This window comes from Priestia aryabhattai (genome assembly GCF_023715685.1).
Taxonomy (GTDB): Bacteria; Bacillota; Bacilli; order Bacillales; family Bacillaceae_H; genus Priestia; species Priestia aryabhattai_B.
In genome coordinates this window covers 473,328-491,952 of sequence record NZ_JAMBOQ010000001.1, presented here as the reverse complement: position 1 = coordinate 491,952, position 18,625 = coordinate 473,328, and the positions used below count along the sequence as shown (strand labels likewise).

Annotated in this window: 15 protein-coding genes; 14 read left to right on the top strand and 1 reads right to left on the bottom strand. The window is 39.2% G+C overall.

The window, feature by feature from the left end; translation table 11 throughout:
* The first annotated feature begins 173 nt into the window (after positions 1-173).
* From M3225_RS02540 to spoVK, 11 genes are all read left to right on the top strand, one after another.
* Positions 174-1,931: a 2-oxoacid:acceptor oxidoreductase subunit alpha gene (locus M3225_RS02540; protein WP_251390929.1), complete on the top strand. Its 1,758-nt coding sequence runs from the start codon at positions 174-176 to the stop codon at positions 1,929-1,931.
* Positions 1,918-2,784, top strand: a complete 867-nt coding sequence (locus M3225_RS02535) for a 2-oxoacid:ferredoxin oxidoreductase subunit beta (protein WP_251390927.1) — start codon at positions 1,918-1,920, stop codon at positions 2,782-2,784. The genes M3225_RS02540 and M3225_RS02535 overlap by 14 nt, the downstream gene beginning before the upstream one ends.
* A 229-nt stretch (positions 2,785-3,013) precedes the next feature.
* Entirely contained in the window at positions 3,014-4,543 is a 1,530-nt protein-coding gene (gene miaB / locus M3225_RS02530) for a tRNA (N6-isopentenyl adenosine(37)-C2)-methylthiotransferase MiaB (RefSeq protein WP_013084741.1), read from the top strand.
* A 1-nt stretch (position 4,544) separates the two neighbouring features.
* The gene (locus M3225_RS02525) at positions 4,545-4,976 is read left to right on the top strand and encodes a RicAFT regulatory complex protein RicA family protein (RefSeq protein ID WP_251390924.1); all 432 of its coding nucleotides are present in this window, start codon (positions 4,545-4,547) and stop codon (positions 4,974-4,976) included.
* 225 nt (positions 4,977-5,201) lie between these two features.
* Complete coding sequence (locus M3225_RS02520; RefSeq protein ID WP_013058796.1) at positions 5,202-5,747, top strand: outer spore coat protein CotE; 546 nt, start codon at positions 5,202-5,204, stop codon at positions 5,745-5,747.
* 177 nt (positions 5,748-5,924) lie between these two features.
* On the top strand, positions 5,925-7,322 hold the full coding sequence (locus tag M3225_RS02515; protein WP_251390922.1) for an amino acid permease: 1,398 nt from the start codon (positions 5,925-5,927) through the stop codon (positions 7,320-7,322).
* A gap of 162 nt (positions 7,323-7,484) precedes the next feature.
* Positions 7,485-10,142, top strand: a complete 2,658-nt coding sequence (mutS, locus tag M3225_RS02510) for a DNA mismatch repair protein MutS (RefSeq protein WP_251390917.1) — start codon at positions 7,485-7,487, stop codon at positions 10,140-10,142.
* An 18-nt stretch (positions 10,143-10,160) separates the two neighbouring features.
* Entirely contained in the window at positions 10,161-12,038 is a 1,878-nt protein-coding gene (gene mutL / locus M3225_RS02505; RefSeq protein WP_251390915.1) for a DNA mismatch repair endonuclease MutL, read from the top strand.
* Positions 12,039-12,138: 100 nt separating this feature from the next.
* Entirely contained in the window at positions 12,139-13,089 is a 951-nt protein-coding gene (gene miaA / locus M3225_RS02500; RefSeq protein WP_251391849.1) for a tRNA (adenosine(37)-N6)-dimethylallyltransferase MiaA, read from the top strand.
* Positions 13,090-13,121: 32 nt separating this feature from the next.
* Positions 13,122-13,346: an RNA chaperone Hfq gene (gene hfq / locus M3225_RS02495; RefSeq protein ID WP_013058791.1), complete on the top strand. Its 225-nt coding sequence runs from the start codon at positions 13,122-13,124 to the stop codon at positions 13,344-13,346.
* 187 nt (positions 13,347-13,533) lie between these two features.
* Positions 13,534-14,490, top strand: a complete 957-nt coding sequence (spoVK, locus tag M3225_RS02490; RefSeq protein ID WP_251390912.1) for a stage V sporulation protein K — start codon at positions 13,534-13,536, stop codon at positions 14,488-14,490.
* A 32-nt stretch (positions 14,491-14,522) separates the two neighbouring features.
* Here the strand turns inward: spoVK and M3225_RS02485 are convergent, their stop codons facing one another.
* Positions 14,523-15,134 (bottom strand): trimeric intracellular cation channel family protein, encoded by a 612-nt coding sequence (locus M3225_RS02485; RefSeq protein WP_013058789.1) that lies wholly within the window; start codon positions 15,132-15,134, stop codon positions 14,523-14,525.
* Between the two features lie 277 nt (positions 15,135-15,411).
* Between M3225_RS02485 and hflX the strand changes: the two genes are divergently transcribed.
* The 3 genes from hflX to M3225_RS02470 all read left to right on the top strand — a co-directional run bounded on the left by hflX (position 15,412) and on the right by M3225_RS02470 (position 18,549).
* Complete coding sequence (hflX, locus tag M3225_RS02480; protein WP_374109806.1) at positions 15,412-16,674, top strand: GTPase HflX; 1,263 nt, start codon at positions 15,412-15,414, stop codon at positions 16,672-16,674.
* Positions 16,675-16,688: 14 nt separating this feature from the next.
* On the top strand, positions 16,689-17,951 hold the full coding sequence (locus M3225_RS02475; protein ID WP_251391845.1) for a methionine gamma-lyase family protein: 1,263 nt from the start codon (positions 16,689-16,691) through the stop codon (positions 17,949-17,951).
* A gap of 190 nt (positions 17,952-18,141) precedes the next feature.
* Positions 18,142-18,549, top strand: a complete 408-nt coding sequence (locus M3225_RS02470; RefSeq protein WP_251390911.1) for a MerR family transcriptional regulator — start codon at positions 18,142-18,144, stop codon at positions 18,547-18,549.
* Positions 18,550-18,625: the final 76 nt, after the last annotated feature.

The window sequence follows — 18,625 nt, the reverse complement described above, 5'->3', positions numbered from 1 at the left end:
GCTCAAGCAGAAACATATCCTGCACAGCGGCAAAGTGCTGTGGGAGTTTTGCGGATGATCTCGGTTCGTGAAATGCAGAAGCAAATGAAATCGTTTGCTAATTTACTTTTTTCAGTTTTTATCAATAAAATAGATTTCTATATTAAGAGCAATTAAAGGAGTGGCGTTGATTTATGGTACAGCAACTTTCGTGGAAAGTTGGCGGACAGCAGGGTGAGGGAATCGAAAGTACGGGAGAAATCTTTTCAACCGCTTTAAATCGATTAGGTTATTACTTATACGGCTATCGTCATTTTTCTTCTCGTATCAAAGGTGGACATACAAATAATAAGATTCGAGTGAGTACAACCCAGGTTCGATCTGTGTCAGATGATTTGGATATTTTAGTTGCGTTCGATCAGGAAACAATTGATGTAAACGTCCATGAGCTGCGGGTAGGAGGCGTTGTAATTGCAGATGCGAAATTCAACCCAAGTCTGCCCGAAACATGTACAACTGCTACGCTATATGCTGTTCCGTTTACGGAAATTGCAGCGGAACTAGGAACGTCGTTAATGAAGAACATGGTTGCTGTAGGTGCTTCAAGTGCTGTACTTCATATTGATACAGAAGTATTTGAAGAAGTAGTACTTGAAATCTTCGGTAAAAAGGGCCAAAAAGTTGTACAAAAAAACATGGAAGCTATTAAAAAAGGTGCAGATTATATTCGTGAACAGCTAGGCGAACAATTAGAAACAATGAAACTAGACCCAGCGGATGGTAAAAAACGTATGTTTATGATTGGAAACGATGCGATTGCGTTAGGAGCTTTAGCCGGTGGCGCTCGTTTTATGCCAGCATATCCAATTACCCCTGCTTCAGAAATCATGGAATACTTAATTAAAAAGCTTCCTCAATTTGGTGGAACAGTTATTCAAACAGAAGATGAAATCGCAGCATGTACGATGGCTATCGGAGCTAACTATGCAGGCGTACGTGCGCTGACAGCATCAGCTGGACCTGGTTTATCATTAATGATGGAGTCGATTGGATTAGCGGGTATCACTGAGCAGCCTGTTGTTATTATAGATACGCAGCGCGGCGGTCCAAGTACAGGTCTTCCAACTAAGCAAGAACAGTCTGATTTAATGGCAATGATTTACGGTACACACGGTGAAATTCCGAAGATCGTCATGGCGCCAAGTACGGTTGAAGAAGCATTCTACGATACAATTGAAGCGTTTAACTTAGCAGAAGAATATCAGTGTCCAGTTATTATGCTAACAGATTTACAACTTTCACTTGGGAAGCAAACAGTAGAACCGCTTGATTATAATCGCGTTGAAATTCGCCGCGGCAAGCTTCAGCAAGGCGAGTTAGAAGAGCTAGAAGAAAAACAATACTACAAGCGCTACCGTGTAACAGAAGACGGCGTATCACCACGCGTTATTCCAGGAATGAAGCATGGTATTCACCACGTGACGGGAGTAGAACATGATGAGACAGGAAAGCCATCTGAATCTCCGGTGAACCGTGATGATCAAATGAATAAGCGTCTTCGTAAAACAAAAGGAATTCGCTTTAATACGCCAATTCATGTCCATTCCCATGAAAAAGAGTCTGATATTTTATTTGTTGGATTTAATTCGACGCGAGGAGTCATTGAAGAGGCAATGGAACGTTTGGAACAGGACGGTATAAAAGTAAATCACGCTCATATTCGTTTGATTCATCCTTTCCCAGCCGACGAACTGCTTCCTTACGTGCAAGGAGCTAAAAAGGTAGTCGTTGTTGAAAACAATGCTACTGGACAGCTTGCTAATATTTTAAAAATGAATATTGCAAGTCATGATAAAATTCAAAGCGTATTGAAGTATGATGGAAATCCATTTCTTCCGCAAGAAGTATACGCAAAAAGTAAGGAGATGTTTGTGTTAAATGGCAACGTTTAAAGATTTTCGTAACAGTGTAAAACCTAACTGGTGTCCGGGGTGTGGAGATTTCTCCGTACAAGCAGCCATTCAACGCGCATCTGCTAACGTGGGTTTAGAACCTCATGAGCTTGCTGTTATTTCAGGTATTGGGTGTTCTGGACGTATCTCTGGTTATATTAATTCATATGGTTTTCACGGTATTCACGGACGTGCGCTTCCAATCGCTCAAGGTGTAAAAATGGCTAATCGTGACTTAACTGTTATCGCATCTGGCGGTGATGGAGATGGGTTTGCTATCGGTATGGGACATACGGTACATGCGATTCGCCGAAACATCGATGTGACGTATATCGTAATGGATAACCAAATCTATGGTTTAACAAAAGGACAAACATCTCCTCGTAGTGAAGTAGGATTCAAGACAAAAAGTACGCCTGAAGGATCAATCGAGTCGTCTTTATCTGTCATGGAGCTTGCGTTAACTTCTGGAGCAACGTTTGTGGCTCAAAGCTTTTCAACGAATTTAAAAGAGTTAACAAGCTTAATTGAACAAGGCATTCAGCATAAAGGTTTTTCTTTAATTAACGTATTTAGCCCGTGCGTAACGTATAACAAAGTGAACACATATGATTGGTTTAAAGAAAATCTAACTAGTCTTAGCACAATTGAAGGTTATGATGCGAACAATCGTATGCAAGCTATGCAAACGTTAATGGAGCATAACGGTTTAGTAACAGGGCTTATTTATCAAAATTCGCATCAGCCATCGTATCAGCAGCTTGTTCACGGTTATAGCGAAGAGCCGCTGTCAAAAGCAGACTTAGGTATGACTGAGGAAAAATTCGATGAGTTAGTGGCTGAATTTATGTAAAAAGCTTCTCCTTTGGGAGAAGCTTTTTTGTGGTTTGATAAATGTTTCGTAAACCGAAATAAATTTTAAATGAAAGAAATAGAGAAAATAGGTATATGATTGTGTTCGCTACTTGAAAGTTATATACTATGTTAATGTGATGAGTTTTATGCATAAGCATAAGCCTGTCACATTTTTTTGCGATTTACAGGTGCAGCGTGACAATTGTCATGCGAAAGGAGATTTTTTTATGAACGAAAAACAACGTTTAGAAAGCAACCAAGTTAATCCAGCGGACAAAAAATCCGAAAAGGATTACAGCAAATATTTTCAAACAGTATACATGCCGCCTTCTTTAAAAGATGCGAAAAAACGAGGAAAAGAAGAAGTTTCCTATCACAATGATTTTGCAATCGATGAACAGTTTCATGGAATGGGACAGGGACGTAAGTTTTATATCCGTACGTACGGCTGTCAAATGAATGAGCACGATACAGAAGTAATGGCTGGTATTTTTCTAGGCCTCGGCTACGAGCCAACTGACTCTGTTGAAGATGCTCATGTTATTTTATTGAATACGTGTGCGATCCGTGAAAATGCGGAAAATAAAGTGTTTGGTGAATTAGGACACTTGAAAGCCTTGAAGCGCGAGCGCCCTGAATTATTAATCGGCGTCTGCGGATGTATGTCTCAAGAAGAGTCAGTTGTAAATAAAATTTTACAAAAACATCAGCACGTGGATATGATTTTTGGTACACATAATATTCACCGTTTGCCTCACATTTTAAACGAAGCATACTTAGCAAAAGAAATGGTGATTGAAGTATGGTCTAAAGAAGGAGATGTTATTGAAAACCTTCCAAGAGCACGTAAAGGCAGCGTCAAAGCATGGGTTAACATCATGTACGGCTGTGACAAGTTCTGTACGTACTGTATCGTTCCTTATACGCGAGGAAAAGAACGAAGCCGCCGTCCAGAAGACATTATCCAAGAAGTACGTCATTTAGCTGCTCAAGGCTACAAAGAAATTACGCTTTTAGGCCAAAACGTTAATGCATACGGAAAAGATTTTGAAGACATAACGTACGGCTTAGGCGACTTAATGGATGAAATCCGTAAAATTGACGTTGCCCGTATCCGTTTTACAACGAGTCACCCTCGCGACTTTGATGACCGTTTAATTGAAGTTCTTGCTAAAGGCGGAAATCTTGTCGACCACATTCACTTGCCTGTACAATCAGGAAGCAGCGACATCTTAAAAATTATGGCACGAAAATATTCTCGTGAACATTATTTAGAGCTCGTTCGTAAAATTAAAGAAGCTATTCCAACGGCATCATTAACAACTGATATTATTGTTGGTTTCCCAAATGAAACGGATGAGCAGTTTGAAGAAACAATGTCGCTATATCGTGAGGTTGAATTTGATAGTGCTTATACGTTTATTTATTCACCTCGTGAAGGTACGCCGGCTGCTAAGATGCAAGACAACGTACCAATGGAAGTGAAAAAAGAGCGTCTTCAGCGTTTAAATGCTCTTGTAAATGAAATTTCTGCAAAGAAATTGAAGGAATATGAAGGTAAAGTTGTCGAAGTATTAGTAGAGGGTGAAAGTAAAAATAATCCGGAAGTATTAGCAGGCTATACGGAAAAAAGTAAGCTTGTAAACTTCAAAGCACCTAAGTCAGTGATTGGTCAACTTGTAAAAGTAAAAGTTACAAAAGCCAAAACATGGACATTAAACGGGGAAATGGTAGAAGAAACAGCAGAGGTGAAGTAATATGGCACAGTATAATAAGAGCGACGTAATTGAACGTGCTCAAGAGCTGGCAAAAATGATTGCTGAAACGGAAGAAGTAGATTTCTTCAAGCGTGCTGAAGCTCAGCTTAACGAAAACCAAAAAGTGCGTGAAACCATTGCAAGCATTAAAAGTTTGCAAAAACAAGCTGTTAATTTCCAACACTACGGTAAAACAGAAGCGTTAAAACAAGTGGAGGCAAAAATTGATCGTTTACAGGAAGAACTGGATGAACTGCCAATTATTCAGCAGTTTCAAGAGTCTCAAATGAACGTGAATGATTTGCTTCAACTTGTCGCTAGCACTATTTCAAACACAGTAACGGATGAAATTATTGTGTCAACAGATGGTGATTTGCTGCGCGGTGAAACAGGTTCGCAAGTGCGAAACAGCCCTGGATCTAGCTGCTCATAAGGAAAAAATGCCTCGGCAATTTGCCGAGGCATTTTTTTGGGCATCACGTGGCGTGAAAATTGGGCAGATTTTCTCTCTAATAATTGTCACGTTTTTCTATATCCTTGCATACAATGGAACATAGGTTTTTTATGCCTTAAACCTAGTTTCTTAAAAATAATGTGCAAACAAGTGAATGAGCCTGCATAGGATGAAATGAAGATAGTTTGAGGAGGGTATGCTCACATGTCACAACACTATAGAGAAATTATTACAAAAGCAGTCGTAGGTAAAGGTCGCAAGTTTACACAATCGTCTCATACGCTTGCACCGAAAAATCGACCAACAAGCATCTTAGGGTGCTGGGTGATTAACCATGAGTACAAAGCAAAGAAAAGCGGCAGCAATGTAGAAGTTGACGGCAGATATGATATCAACATCTGGTATTCGTACAATAATAATACAAAAACCGAAGTTTGGACGGAAACCGTATCATACAAAGATAATATTAAGCTGCGCTATAAAGACGAAGATTCTATTGGAGACGATTACGAAGTAATTGTTCGCGTGCTGCAGCAGCCAAATTGCCTAGAGTGCACAATTTCACCAAATGGCAATAAAACGATTGTTCAAGTAGAGAGAGAATTGTTGGCGGAAGTGATTGGCGAAACCAAGGTTTGTGTTGCAGTAAATCCGAAAGGCTGCGATGATGAAGACGAGTTTGATTTAGACGTAGATGACGATGAATTTGAAGATCTGGATCCTGATTTTATATTAGGGGACGATGAGTAACTAGGAAGAAGTTCTTCCTAGTTTTTTTATTTTTACTATTTTAAGAAAATTCTTATAAAAATAAAAAAATATATTGCTTTTTGTCGAATGCGCAGTGTATAGTAAATCTAAAGAAAATAATGCATTAATTTTCAGAAAATTTAGTTATATCAGATAAGTATTTTTTGGGGGTTTACTATGAGCTTATTTCGTAAAAAATCAATTCAAACGTTAATTAGTGAAACCAACTCTAAAGGTGTTAAATTAAAAAAGGATTTAGGCGCTTTTGATTTAACGATGTTAGGAATTGGGGCAATTATCGGAACCGGAATTTTTGTATTAACAGGTGTAGCCGCCGCCGAACATGCCGGTCCAGCTTTAGTTATATCTTTCATTATGTCAGGACTTGCGTGTGTGTTTGCAGCTCTTTGTTATGCAGAGTTTGCCTCAACAGTTCCCGTTTCAGGAAGTGCATACACTTACAGTTATGCAACATTTGGTGAATTAATCGCTTGGATTTTAGGGTGGGATCTTATCTTGGAATACGGTCTTGCTTCTTCTGCTGTAGCCAGCGGATGGTCCGGGTATTTCCAAGGATTGTTAGCAGGGTTTGGCATACATTTTCCAAAAGCTTTAACAAGTGCATATAATCCTGCAAACGGCACGTATATTGATATTCCAGCAATTATGATCGTGTTTTTAATCACATTACTTTTAACGCAAGGAGTAAAAAAATCTTCACGTTTTAATGCTATCATGGTTATTATTAAACTGGCTGTCGTGCTTCTATTTATTGTAGTAGGAGTCAGCTATGTTAAGCCGGAAAACTGGACGCCGTTTATGCCGTTTGGTTTCTCAGGAGTAGCAACAGGAGCAGCAACTGTATTCTTCGCTTATATTGGGTTTGATGCTGTGGCAACAGCGGCCGAGGAAGTACGTAAGCCTCAGCGAGATATGCCAATCGGAATCATCGCATCTCTGGCAATTTGTACAATCCTTTATATCGTCGTATCGCTTATCTTAACAGGAATCGTACCTTATACAGAATTAAATGTTAAAAACCCTGTAGCATTTGCTTTAAGCTACATTAATCAAGACTGGGTAGCAGGATTTATTTCATTGGGTGCAATTGTTGGTATTACAACAGTATTACTCGTTATGATGTATGGACAAACTCGTTTATTTTATGCAATTAGTCGCGATGGTCTATTGCCGAAGCCTTTTTCAAAAATCAATGAGAAAAAACAAACGCCGGTAGTGAACACGTGGATTACATGTTTACTAGTATCCATCTTCTCTGGTTTGGTACCATTAGGAAGATTAGCAGAGTTAACAAATATCGGTACTCTTTTTGCTTTCATGACAGTATCAATTGGAATTTTATATTTACGTAAATCAAAACAAACTGCAAAATCGACTGGCTTCCGCGTACCTTTCGTGCCGGTGATTCCAATTTTAGCTTTTGTGTTCTGTTTATACTTAGCACTTCAGCTTCCACGGTTAACATGGATTAGTTTCGTAATTTGGCTTGTACTAGGACTAGCGGTTTACTTCTTATATGGACGTAAACATAGTCATTTGAACAGCAGTAAATAATGAAAAGCTTCGGACAAGCTTCTTTCTTTGTCCGAAGCTTTTTTATTTATGTGACGAAAAGAAATTGATGATTGTTCTATTTGAATAAATTAAGTTTAAGAAAGACTTATGTTATAATACGTGTAGCAAAACGCACAACTAGATGTGGTATGGAGGAATAGTATGGCAGCGTATACGCCAATGATACAGCAATATTTGAGAATTAAGGCAGAGTATGAAGATGCCTTTTTATTTTTTAGATTAGGTGATTTTTATGAAATGTTCTTTGAAGATGCCACTACGGCTTCTCAAGAACTTGAAATAACATTAACAAGCCGAGATGGAGGAGGACAAGAGCGCATTCCGATGTGCGGCGTTCCGTATCACTCTGCTCCTACGTATATCGAGCGATTAATTGAAAAGGGATTTAAAGTAGCTATTTGTGAGCAAGTAGAAGACCCTAAGCATGCAAAAGGTGTTGTAAAGCGAGAAGTGGTACAGGTGATTTCACCCGGAACACTGATGAACGAACGCGGACTGCATGAAAAGGAAAATAACTATATTTGTTCTGTTTCTGAGTTCGAAGACCAAACGTTTGGTCTTGCTCTTTCTGATTTGTCTACAGGAGAAAACAGCGTAACGCTTGTCAGCTCCTTTCACGATATAGTCTCAGAAATTTATGCAAAGGAAGCAAAAGAAGTCGTCGTAAGCTCAGAGTTTTCTGCTGAATTCTTACAAACATTAAAAGAGCGCATGACGATTACCATTTCTTATGAGAATAGTACAGAGCAAGTAGAAGGACTAGATTATTTAGTGGAGTCGCTTCAGCAGCAAAAGCTTGTTACAACGTTTACGCGTATTCTTCAGTATTTAACTCGTACGCAGAAGCGTTCGCTCGAACACTTACAGCCCGTGCAGTTTTATCAAATCAATGAATATATGAAAATCGATTTGTTCTCTAAGCGGAATTTAGAGTTAACTGAAACGATTCGTTCAAAAGGAAAGAAAGGCTCGCTTCTATGGTTATTAGACCAGACCGTCACGGCAATGGGTGGACGTTTGTTAAAAAATTGGATTGACCGCCCGCTTTTAAAACAAACAGATATTAATAATCGTTTGAATATGGTAGATGTCTTAATGAAACAGTTTTTTGAGCGAGAAGAACTGCGTGAGTTACTAAAAGATGTTTATGATCTAGAACGCTTAGCTGGACGAGTAGCTTTTGGTAACGTAAATGCTCGTGATTTAATTCAATTAAAGAAATCCTTACAAAACGTGCCTCATATTCAAGAGGTTGTGAACCGTTTGAATCATCCTTATGCAACAAAGCTTGTTGAAGACATTGATCCTTGTGAGCGATTGGCTAATCTTCTGGAAAGAGGATTAAAAGAGCACCCTCCTTTGTCAATTAAAGAAGGAGATATTATTAAAGACGGCTATCATGAACAGCTTGATCAATACCGGGATGCAAGCCGCAACGGAAAAACGTGGATTGCATCGCTTGAGCAGCAAGAGCGTGAAAAAACAGGAATTCGCTCACTGAAAATTGGTTATAATCGCGTGTTTGGCTATTATATAGAAGTAACGCGGGCCAATCTGCATCTTCTGCCTGAAGGAATGTATGAACGCAAACAGACGTTAACCAATGCAGAACGTTTTATTACGCCTGAGCTGAAAGAAAAAGAAGCGCTAATTTTAGAAGCGGAAGAGAAAATTGTAGAGCTGGAATATGAATTATTTTTACAAATTCGTGAAGAAGTTAAAGCGTATATTCCAAGGCTTCAAGAACTCGCTAAAAAAGTAAGTGAGCTTGATGTACTGCAGTGCTTTGCCAAAATCAGTGAAGAACGTCATTACACGAAGCCTATTTTTTCAAGTGGAGATATTTCGATTCAAAATGGGCGCCATCCCGTGGTAGAAAAAGTAATGAATTCACAGGAATATGTGCCAAACGACTGTCAAATGACGGATGATAGTTCAATCTTACTGATTACAGGGCCAAACATGTCTGGTAAAAGTACGTACATGCGTCAGGTCGCTTTAACGGCGATATTAGCTCAAATTGGCTGCTTTGTGCCGGCAGATGAAGCAGTTCTACCTATCTTTGATCAAGTGTTTACACGTATCGGAGCAGCTGATGACTTAATTTCAGGTCAAAGTACATTCATGGTCGAGATGCTAGAAACGAAAAACGCAGTGACAAATGCCACTCAGTCGAGTCTGATTCTATTAGATGAAATTGGGCGTGGTACGTCTACGTATGACGGAATGGCCCTTGCTCAAGCCATTATTGAATATGTTCATGAACATATTGGCTGTAAGACGCTATTTTCAACTCACTATCATGAATTAACCGTACTCGATGAATCGCTACCTGCGCTTAAGAATGTTCATGTAAGCGCGGTTGAAAAAAATGGAAAACTCGTCTTTTTACACAAAATCAAAGATGGTGCCGCAGATAAAAGTTATGGTATTCACGTAGCGGAACTAGCAGAACTTCCAGATCCGCTTCTAGAGCGAGCTCGCGTCATCTTACAAGATTTAGAACAGTCTTCTGAACGTGAACCTGTACGTCAGACTCCAAAAATAGAAGATATAAAACAACAAGTTCCACAAGCTGATGCGTCCCATGTTCAAGAAGAACGTGTAGATAGTAAAAAAGCAGATGAAGCCAATCAGCTTTCGTTCTTTGAAATAGAAGAGAAAAAAGAAAAGCCTGCGCTTTCGAAACGGGAAAAAGCAATTGTAGATCGATTAAAAGAGCTGGATATTTTAGAAATGACGCCTTTAGACGCAATGAATGCTATGTATGAACTGCAAAAAATATTAAAGAAGAAATAGATTGAGAGGAGTGAGTCTGTGGGTAAAATTGTGCAACTTTCAGACGAACTTTCAAATAAAATTGCTGCCGGAGAGGTTGTTGAACGACCTGCTTCGGTGGTGAAAGAACTAGTCGAAAATGCTATTGATGCAAACAGTACAGTTATTGAAATTGAACTAGAAGAAGCGGGTCTTTCCAAAATTCGTATTTTAGATAATGGAGACGGCATTGCTTCTGAAGACTGTTTGACCGCTTTTAAAAGACATGCTACAAGCAAAATCAAAACAGAACAAGATTTATTTCGAATTCGAACGTTAGGGTTTCGCGGCGAAGCTCTGCCAAGTATTGCTTCGGTTTCGATGCTTGAACTCAAAACAAGTACGGGAGAAGAAGCCGGCACTCACCTCAAACTTAGAGGCGGAGAAATCGTTCATCACGAATTAACATCAAGCCGAAAAGGTACCGAACTTGTTATCGAAAATTTATTTTTTAACACACCCGCACGTTTAAAATATATGAAGACGGTAAACACAGAGCTTGGTAACGTAACGGACGTAGTCAATCGTCTTGCGATGTCTCATCCTGAAGTTTCAATTAGGCTGATGCATCAAGGAAGACAGCTTCTGTATACAAATGGGAACGGAGATGTGCGCCAGGTGCTTGCAGCTATTTATGGAATGGCAGTAGCCAAAAAAATGATTCCGATTAATGTTCAGTCTCTTGATTATGAAGTAAATGGTTACGTCGCTCTTCCTGAAATCACAAGAGCTTCTCGTAACTATATGTCGACCATTATTAACGGTCGTTTTGTTAAAAACTACGGGTTGTTAAAAGCAGTACAGCAGGGCTATCATACCCTTTTGCCCATCGGCCGCTTTCCAATTGTGTTTTTAACAATTACAATGGACCCTTTGTTAGTGGACGTGAATGTTCATCCAGCGAAATTAGAAGTGCGCTTAAGTAAAGAAGCGGAGCTGTTTGAACTTATTGAACAAGGAGTAAAAGCTGCTTTTAAAAAGCAGCAGTTAATTCCGGATGCTGTAGTACCAACTAAGTCAAAAGCAGCTGTTCAGCCAACTGAGCAGCAGACCTTTACATTTGATCATCAGTCTAAACCGTCTGGCTATCAGCCGTCTGATACGATTCGCGAGCCTAGCTTTAAGGAGGTTCCAGCTCGAGTAGACGAGATCATGCCGACTGTTAAAACAGAGGTTATACGTCAAGATGAAGAACCTGAACCAACGTTTCGGGAAATAGAACCGTATGAAGAATCTGTAGAAGAAAACGCCCCGATTCCGGAACCAAAACGTTCAGCCAAAGAGCAGCCAGAACCGCGTGTTCCTGCGATGTACCCAATTGGCCAAATGCACGGAACGTATATTTTGGCACAAAACGAAAAAGGATTATTCATTATTGATCAGCACGCGGCGCAGGAGAGAATTAAGTACGAATATTTTAAGCGAAAGCTTGGAGAAGTAGATTCAGAAGTTCAAGAGCTGCTTATGCCGCTTACGCTTGAGTTCTCAGGAAACGAAGCCTTAATTTTAGAAGAGTACAAAGACATGCTTGCTGAAGTAGGGGTCTTTTTAGAACCGTTTGGACAAAACTCCTATATAGTTCGTTCGCACCCGCAGTGGTTTCCAAAAGGAGAGGAACAGGAAACCATTGAAGAAATGATTCAGCAAATCTTTACTATGAAACGAGTCAATATCGAAAAATTAAGAGAAGAAGCGGCTATTATGATGAGCTGTAAAGGATCGATTAAAGCGAATCATCATTTGCGAAACGATGAGATTTTTGCTTTACTTGAAACGTTGAGAAAAACAACAGATCCATTTACGTGTCCCCACGGACGACCAATTATTATTCATCATTCGACGTATGAAATGGAAAAAATGTTTAAGCGAGTGATGTAGACAATGCGGCTAGCTGCAGCTAGCCGTTTTGTTGAATAAATCATGGCCATTTGGATAAAATGGAATGATGTGAATGCCTATAGATGAAAGTAGTGTTGTTATGACGGGAGAGAAAGCAAAACTTATTGTCATTATTGGACCAACTGCGGTTGGTAAAACAAAATTGAGCATTGAACTTGCCAAACAGTTAGACGGAGAGATTATTTCAGGTGATTCGATGCAAATTTATAAAGGGATGGATATCGGAACAGCGAAGGTGTCAGAAGAAGAGATGCAGGGTATTCCCCATTACCTGATCGATATTAAGGAGCCAGATGAATCGTTTTCTGTGGCAGAATTTCAAGAGATTGTGAGAAAACAAATCGATGATATCCATGCTAGAGGGAAAATACCGATGATTGTTGGAGGGACGGGTCTTTATATTCAATCCGTTATTTATGATTATCAGTTCACAGAAACTCCTAGTGATGAAAAAGTTCGTGAACGAATGGAAGTATTCATTAAAGCCCATGGCATTGATCCTCTGTATGAAAAGCTAAAAGAGATTGACCCAGACAGTGCAGATACTATCCATAAAAATAACCATCGCCGTGTAATCCGAGCTCTTGAAGTTTATGAAGTAACCGGCAAAAAATTCAGTGACTATACAAAAGAACAGTCGCAAGAGTTATTATATGACGTAAGCATTATTGGACTTACAATGGATAGAGACGTATTATATGAGAGAATTAATCACCGAGTAGATATGATGATGGAGGCTGGACTGCTTGATGAAGTCAAATCATTGTACGAAAGTGGTCTTCATGATGTACAATCAATTCAAGCTATCGGCTACAAAGAGCTGTATGCTTATTTTGAAGGACGCTGTACGCTCGAAGAAGCCGTTGAACAGTTGAAACAAAATTCACGCAGATATGCAAAGCGTCAATTAACGTGGTTTCGAAATAAAATGCCTGTAAAATGGATAGAGATGGAAGTTGACAAATTTCCCGAAAAGTTTGCTGAAATTTTTACATATATTGCAGGAAAGCTGAAGAAAGAAGCGAATTAAGTAAACAGATAGAGAAACGAGGAGGCCGAATAATGAAACAATCAGTTAATATTCAAGATCAATTTTTAAATCAATTACGTAAAGAAAATATCTATGTGACGGTATTTCTTTTAAATGGTTTTCAATTAAGAGGACTAATTAAAGGATTTGATAACTTTACTGTGTTAATTGAATCGGAAGGAAAACAGCAGCTGATTTATAAACATGCTATTTCTACATTTGTACCAAATAAAAATATTACAGTAGAACTTGAATAGAGATTAAAGAGAAGCATCCGCATATTCGGATGCTTTTTTTATGCAAATAAAGGCTTAAAAAAGTTTCTTAACATTGTTTTTACTCATCGAACATAAACCTTATAATAGACGATTATTTCTTCGGTAATAAGAGATCATTGTCTTCGTATCGTTCATCGCATGCAGCTATGCGATACAGAGAAGTGGGATGAAACGAGAGGTGAACATGGTGGAACAGCCGATAACTCTTAAAAATAATGGGCAAATTAATATCATTTTAAATAATGAAACAAAAAAGGAAAAATCGTATACGACATCAATTCCGCGTCCTGCCAAAAAAGCTGTGATAAATCATGAGCCGCTTCGGGAAATTGAACGAGAAATGAGCGGACTGGTTGGAATGGAAGAATTGAAAAAAATGATAAAAGAAATATATGCGTGGATATATATTAACAAAAAAAGAGAGGAACAGGGCTTAAAAGCGGGAAAGCAGGCGCTGCATATGATGTTTAAAGGAAATCCAGGAACAGGAAAAACGACGGTAGCCCGCCTGCTAGGTAAATTATTTTTAAATATGAACATCTTGTCTAAGGGACATTTAATTGAAGCAGAGCGAGCAGATTTAGTTGGAGAATACATTGGTCATACCGCTCAGAAAACGAGAGATCTTGTAAAAAAAGCGCTTGGAGGTATTTTATTTATTGATGAGGCTTATTCTCTTGCAAGAGGGGGAGAAAAAGATTTTGGAAAAGAAGCGATTGATACATTGGTCAAACATATGGAAGATTCAAATGATAAGTTCGTGTTGATTTTAGCTGGCTATCCAAGAGAAATGGAAAATTTCTTAAGTCTTAATCCAGGACTACGCTCTAGGTTTCCATTTATTTTTGATTTTCCGGATTATGATGTAAATGAACTGATGGATATTGCCGGTCACATGATGAATGATAGGCAGTATCAGTTTAGTACAGAAGCCTATAAAAAGCTAAAAGATCATTTCATGGACGTGAAGTACAATCAGACGCCTAGGGATTTTAGTAACGGTAGATATGTGCGAAACATTATCGAACGTTCCATACGTACTCAATCCATGAGGCTTTTAGAAGAAGAAAGCTATGAGCGCAACGAGCTTCTAACTTTAACGTCAAGCGATATTCAGCTGTAAAAAAAAGCCTTTCGTCACGAAAGGCTTTTTTTCTACATATTTGGTTGTCGAATCGTTTTTATCGGCAAGCGCCATTTGTAAATATATGAACACATCCGAAGACCTACAAGTAAGATAAATAACGTATAAAGTTCTACAGGCGTGTTTGTAATATGTAGCCCTACGCTAAATCCTGCGATAATCGCCCATACCGCATAAATTTCATCTTTAAGAACAGTAGGCTTTCGGCGTGCTAATAAATCTCGGATAATACCACCGCCGCTTCCTGTTAAGACCGCAGCTACAATAACCGCGCTAAGCGGATGGTTCATATGAGTAGCATAAAGCGCTCCTTGAATCGCAAATGCTGCAAGGCCAATGGCGTCCGAAAAGTTTCCCCATCGCTTCCAATGTTTTAAGATATTGTTTGGAAATAAAAAAGTGGCAGTGATAGATAATAAAGCAATCTGAAAAAAGAGGCCTTGTTCCCAAAGTGCAGACACTGGTACACCAATAAGTAGGTTTCGAATGGCTCCTCCGCCAAAAGCCGTTACGATTCCCAGTATATAAACGCCTAAAATGTCATATTCCTCTTCCATGGCAATGAAAGCTCCGCTGATTGCAAAGGCAATCGTTCCAATAATGCTAAGTACGTCCCAAGTCATGATGCTATCCCCTTTATTCTGTTTTCACCAAGTAGCGACTATTATTTTAAAATCAGGCAGCCTGATTCAAATTTCGATAAGTAAACCAATTCAAATTGTATACAGAATTTCGTGATATTTCAATGTTTTTTTAATCATCGTTTTATAGATTTTAAAAAGGGTGTTAAACTAGTAAAAGACAATGTATTCTGTCTCTTTTGCAAAGATGGAGAAATGGACATTTTTTTGATATGATATGAATGATTTGTCAATTTAATAGTAAGGGAAGGAAAAATCTTTGACAGCAGAAATGAATACTGAACTTGAACGCGTAATTTTAGTCGGATGTCAGCTTCATGACGATGACGAACGTTTTGAATATTCAATGGATGAGCTAGCATCTTTAACTGAGACTGCAAAAGGCGAAGTGCTGGTAAGGTTAACACAAAAGCGCGACCGCATTCATCCAGCTACCTATATTGGGAAAGGGAAAGTAGAAGAACTTGTGGCCCTTGAAGAAGAGCTAGAGCCTGATTTAATTGTGTTTAATGATGAATTGTCGCCGAGTCAAATCCGCAATTTGTCAGCAGGGTTATCTGCGCGTATTATTGACCGCACACAGCTGATTTTGGATATCTTCGCACAGCGTGCTCAAACGCGAGAAGGAAAAATGCAGGTGGAACTTGCTCAATTAAATTATCTGCTACCTAGGTTAGTAGGACAAGGTACCGCTTTATCGCGTCTTGGAGGCGGAATTGGGACAAGAGGTCCTGGTGAAACGAAACTTGAAAGTGACCGAAGACATATTCGCCGCAAAATTGATGAAATTAAGCGTCAGTTAAAGACAGTGGTAAGTCACCGCGAACGTTATCGAGAAAGACGTAAGCGTAACCATGTATATCAAATTGCGATTGTTGGCTATACCAATGCTGGTAAATCGACGATCTTCAACCGCTTAACAGAAGCTGGTATTTTTGAAGAAAATCAGCTATTTGCGACTCTTGATCCAACGACAAGACAGTATACACTTCCGTCGGGATTAACGGCTTTATTAACTGATACGGTTGGATTTATTCAAGACCTTCCAACAACGTTAGTGGCTGCGTTCCGTTCGACACTGGAAGAAGTGACCGAAGCAGACCTTGTTCTGCATGTGGTAGATTCATCTAATCCAGATTACAACAACCACGAAAAAACAGTGCATCGCTTACTAGAAGAGCTGAACGTAACGGACATTCCGATGCTGACAGTTTACAATAAGGAAGATATGCAACATGAACTATTTGTCCCATCCGCTTCGACATCGTTATCAATGAGCGCTTTTAAATCAACTGATTTAGTGAAGCTTGGGGAAAGAATTCAAGAAGAAATGAAAAAAGAAATGGTGTTCTTTCATGTGCTACTGCCGGCTTATGAAGGAAAAATGCTCGCTGAATTAAAAACGGTCTCTATTCTTGAGTCGTTAAAATTCAATGAAGAAACTGAGAAGTATCAGTGTAAAGGGTATATTGCAAAAGAGCATCCCCTTTACAAAAAGCTACAAACGCTTGAAGAAAGTTGAGGAACAAAGAAATGATGTTTGATCAGTTGAAAAACGGGGCACGCATTCGGGAACTTGCTGCAAAAGTAGAAAAAAAAATTAAGCCCGTGCATGAGAAAATTGACGAGCGTATTGAAGCAAATCAATTTCGGGTGCTGCAAAGCTTTCAGCAAAATCGAGTGAGTGATTCACATTTTAATCCGACAACGGGGTATGGATATGACGATCTAGGCCGCGATACGTTGGAGAAAGTATATGCGGACGTTTTTGGAACAGAAGCTTGCCTGGTGCGTCCGCAAATTATTTCAGGTACGCATGCAATCGGCATTTCGCTGTTTGGTGTACTGCGTCCTGGAGATGAACTATTATATATAACTGGAAAGCCTTATGACACGCTTGAAGAAATCGTTGGTATACGAGGAAGCGGTGTAGGTTCTTTAAAAGAATATAATATTAGCTATAAATCAGTAGATTTAACAGCGCAAGGTCAAGTGGATTTTGAAGAAGTGAAAGCCTCTATTCATGAGCACACAAAGATGATAGGCATTCAGCGTTCAAAAGGTTACGGGATTCGTCCTTCTTTTACAGTAGCGCAAATAAAAGAAATGATTTCTTTTGTAAAGATTATTAAGCCTGACGTTATAGTATTTGTCGATAACTGCTACGGTGAATTTGTAGAAACAATCGAGCCAACGCATGTAGGAGCAGATTTGATGGCGGGATCGCTCATTAAGAACCCTGGTGGAGGTCTTGCTAAAATCGGTGGTTATATTGCAGGACGAAAAGACCTAGTGGAGGCTTGTTCATACCGAATGACAACCCCTGGAATCGGCGCGGAAGCTGGAGCGACGCTGTATAGCCTGCAAGAAATGTATCAAGGTTTCTTTTTGGCTCCGCACGTAGTCGGTCAAGCATTAAAAGGAGCAGTTTTCTCATCTGCTATGTTCGAAGAGTTAGGGATGCAAAGTGAGCCGAAGTGGAACAGTGAACGAACAGATTTAATTCAATCCGTTCAGTTCGATGACCGCGATAAAATGATTTCTTTTTGTCAGGCTATTCAATTCGCTTCGCCCATTAATTCACACGTAACGGCCTATCCCGCTTATATGCCAGGGTACGAAGATGATGTGATTATGGCAGCTGGAACGTTTATACAAGGAGCAAGCCTTGAGCTTACGGCAGATGGCCCTATCAGGCCTCCTTATGTCGCTTACGTGCAAGGCGGATTAACATATGCTCACGTGAAAGTAGCAATATGCATGGCGGTAGATCAATTGCTAACGAAAGAACTTTTATAAAATATAAGTTAGAAAGACTATTTTCTCCCCGTTAAGAAAGAAAAGATACGCTCATAAAAATAAACTAAGTGCTATTTATTTGTATAGAATAAATGTTCAGAAAAATTTATGTTAGAATTACTAACATTCGGTTGACAGGTGAACTAACATAGCATACAATGTAAATAGTTAATCCAGAGGAGGAACTGAAATGAGTGACAACATTCGAAGAAATACGCCACTTTTCCCAATTGGAATTGTGATGCAGTTAACTGAGTTGTCGGCTCGCCAAATTCGCTACTATGAAGAACATGAATTAGTTGCACCAGTAAGAACAGAGGGAAATCGACGACTATTCTCATTTAACGATGTTGATAAGCTGCTTGAAATCCGCGATCTGATTGAACAAGGTGTAAACTTAGCAGGTGTAAAACAGCTGTTTCATCTTCAAAAGGAGCAAAAAGGGCATAAGCAAGAAGAAAAAGTTGTGGCAGAAACATCAAAGCCAGAATTAACGGACGATGAATTGCGAAAAATGCTTCGTGCAGAACTTATGCAAGCAGGCCGTTTTAATCGAGCAACTTTAAATCAAGGAGATATGTCCAGGTTCTTTCATTAATAAAGTTATCAATATTTATACCGTTCGTATGTGAGTGGTATAGATTATAAATATTATATAGAGATTTAGGGGAGGA

Bases quoted from the DNA above. Each gene is read 5' to 3' on its own strand.
- miaA (WP_251391849.1), top strand. From the start codon at position 12,139: ATGACGGGAGAGAAAGCAAAACTTATTGTCATTATTGGACCAACTGCG.
- M3225_RS02520 (WP_013058796.1), top strand. From the start codon at position 5,202: ATGTCACAACACTATAGAGAAATTATTACAAAAGCAGTCGTAGGTAAA.
- mutS (WP_251390917.1), top strand. From the start codon at position 7,485: ATGGCAGCGTATACGCCAATGATACAGCAATATTTGAGAATTAAGGCA.
- miaB (WP_013084741.1), top strand. From the start codon at position 3,014: ATGAACGAAAAACAACGTTTAGAAAGCAACCAAGTTAATCCAGCGGAC.
- M3225_RS02485 (WP_013058789.1), bottom strand. From the start codon at position 15,134: ATGACTTGGGACGTACTTAGCATTATTGGAACGATTGCCTTTGCAATC.
- spoVK (WP_251390912.1), top strand. From the start codon at position 13,534: ATGAAACGAGAGGTGAACATGGTGGAACAGCCGATAACTCTTAAAAAT.
- M3225_RS02475 (WP_251391845.1), top strand. From the start codon at position 16,689: ATGTTTGATCAGTTGAAAAACGGGGCACGCATTCGGGAACTTGCTGCA.
- M3225_RS02535 (WP_251390927.1), top strand. From the start codon at position 1,918: ATGGCAACGTTTAAAGATTTTCGTAACAGTGTAAAACCTAACTGGTGT.
- M3225_RS02525 (WP_251390924.1), top strand. From the start codon at position 4,545: ATGGCACAGTATAATAAGAGCGACGTAATTGAACGTGCTCAAGAGCTG.
- M3225_RS02470 (WP_251390911.1), top strand. From the start codon at position 18,142: ATGAGTGACAACATTCGAAGAAATACGCCACTTTTCCCAATTGGAATT.
- hfq (WP_013058791.1), top strand. From the start codon at position 13,122: ATGAAACAATCAGTTAATATTCAAGATCAATTTTTAAATCAATTACGT.
- M3225_RS02515 (WP_251390922.1), top strand. From the start codon at position 5,925: ATGAGCTTATTTCGTAAAAAATCAATTCAAACGTTAATTAGTGAAACC.
- M3225_RS02540 (WP_251390929.1), top strand. From the start codon at position 174: ATGGTACAGCAACTTTCGTGGAAAGTTGGCGGACAGCAGGGTGAGGGA.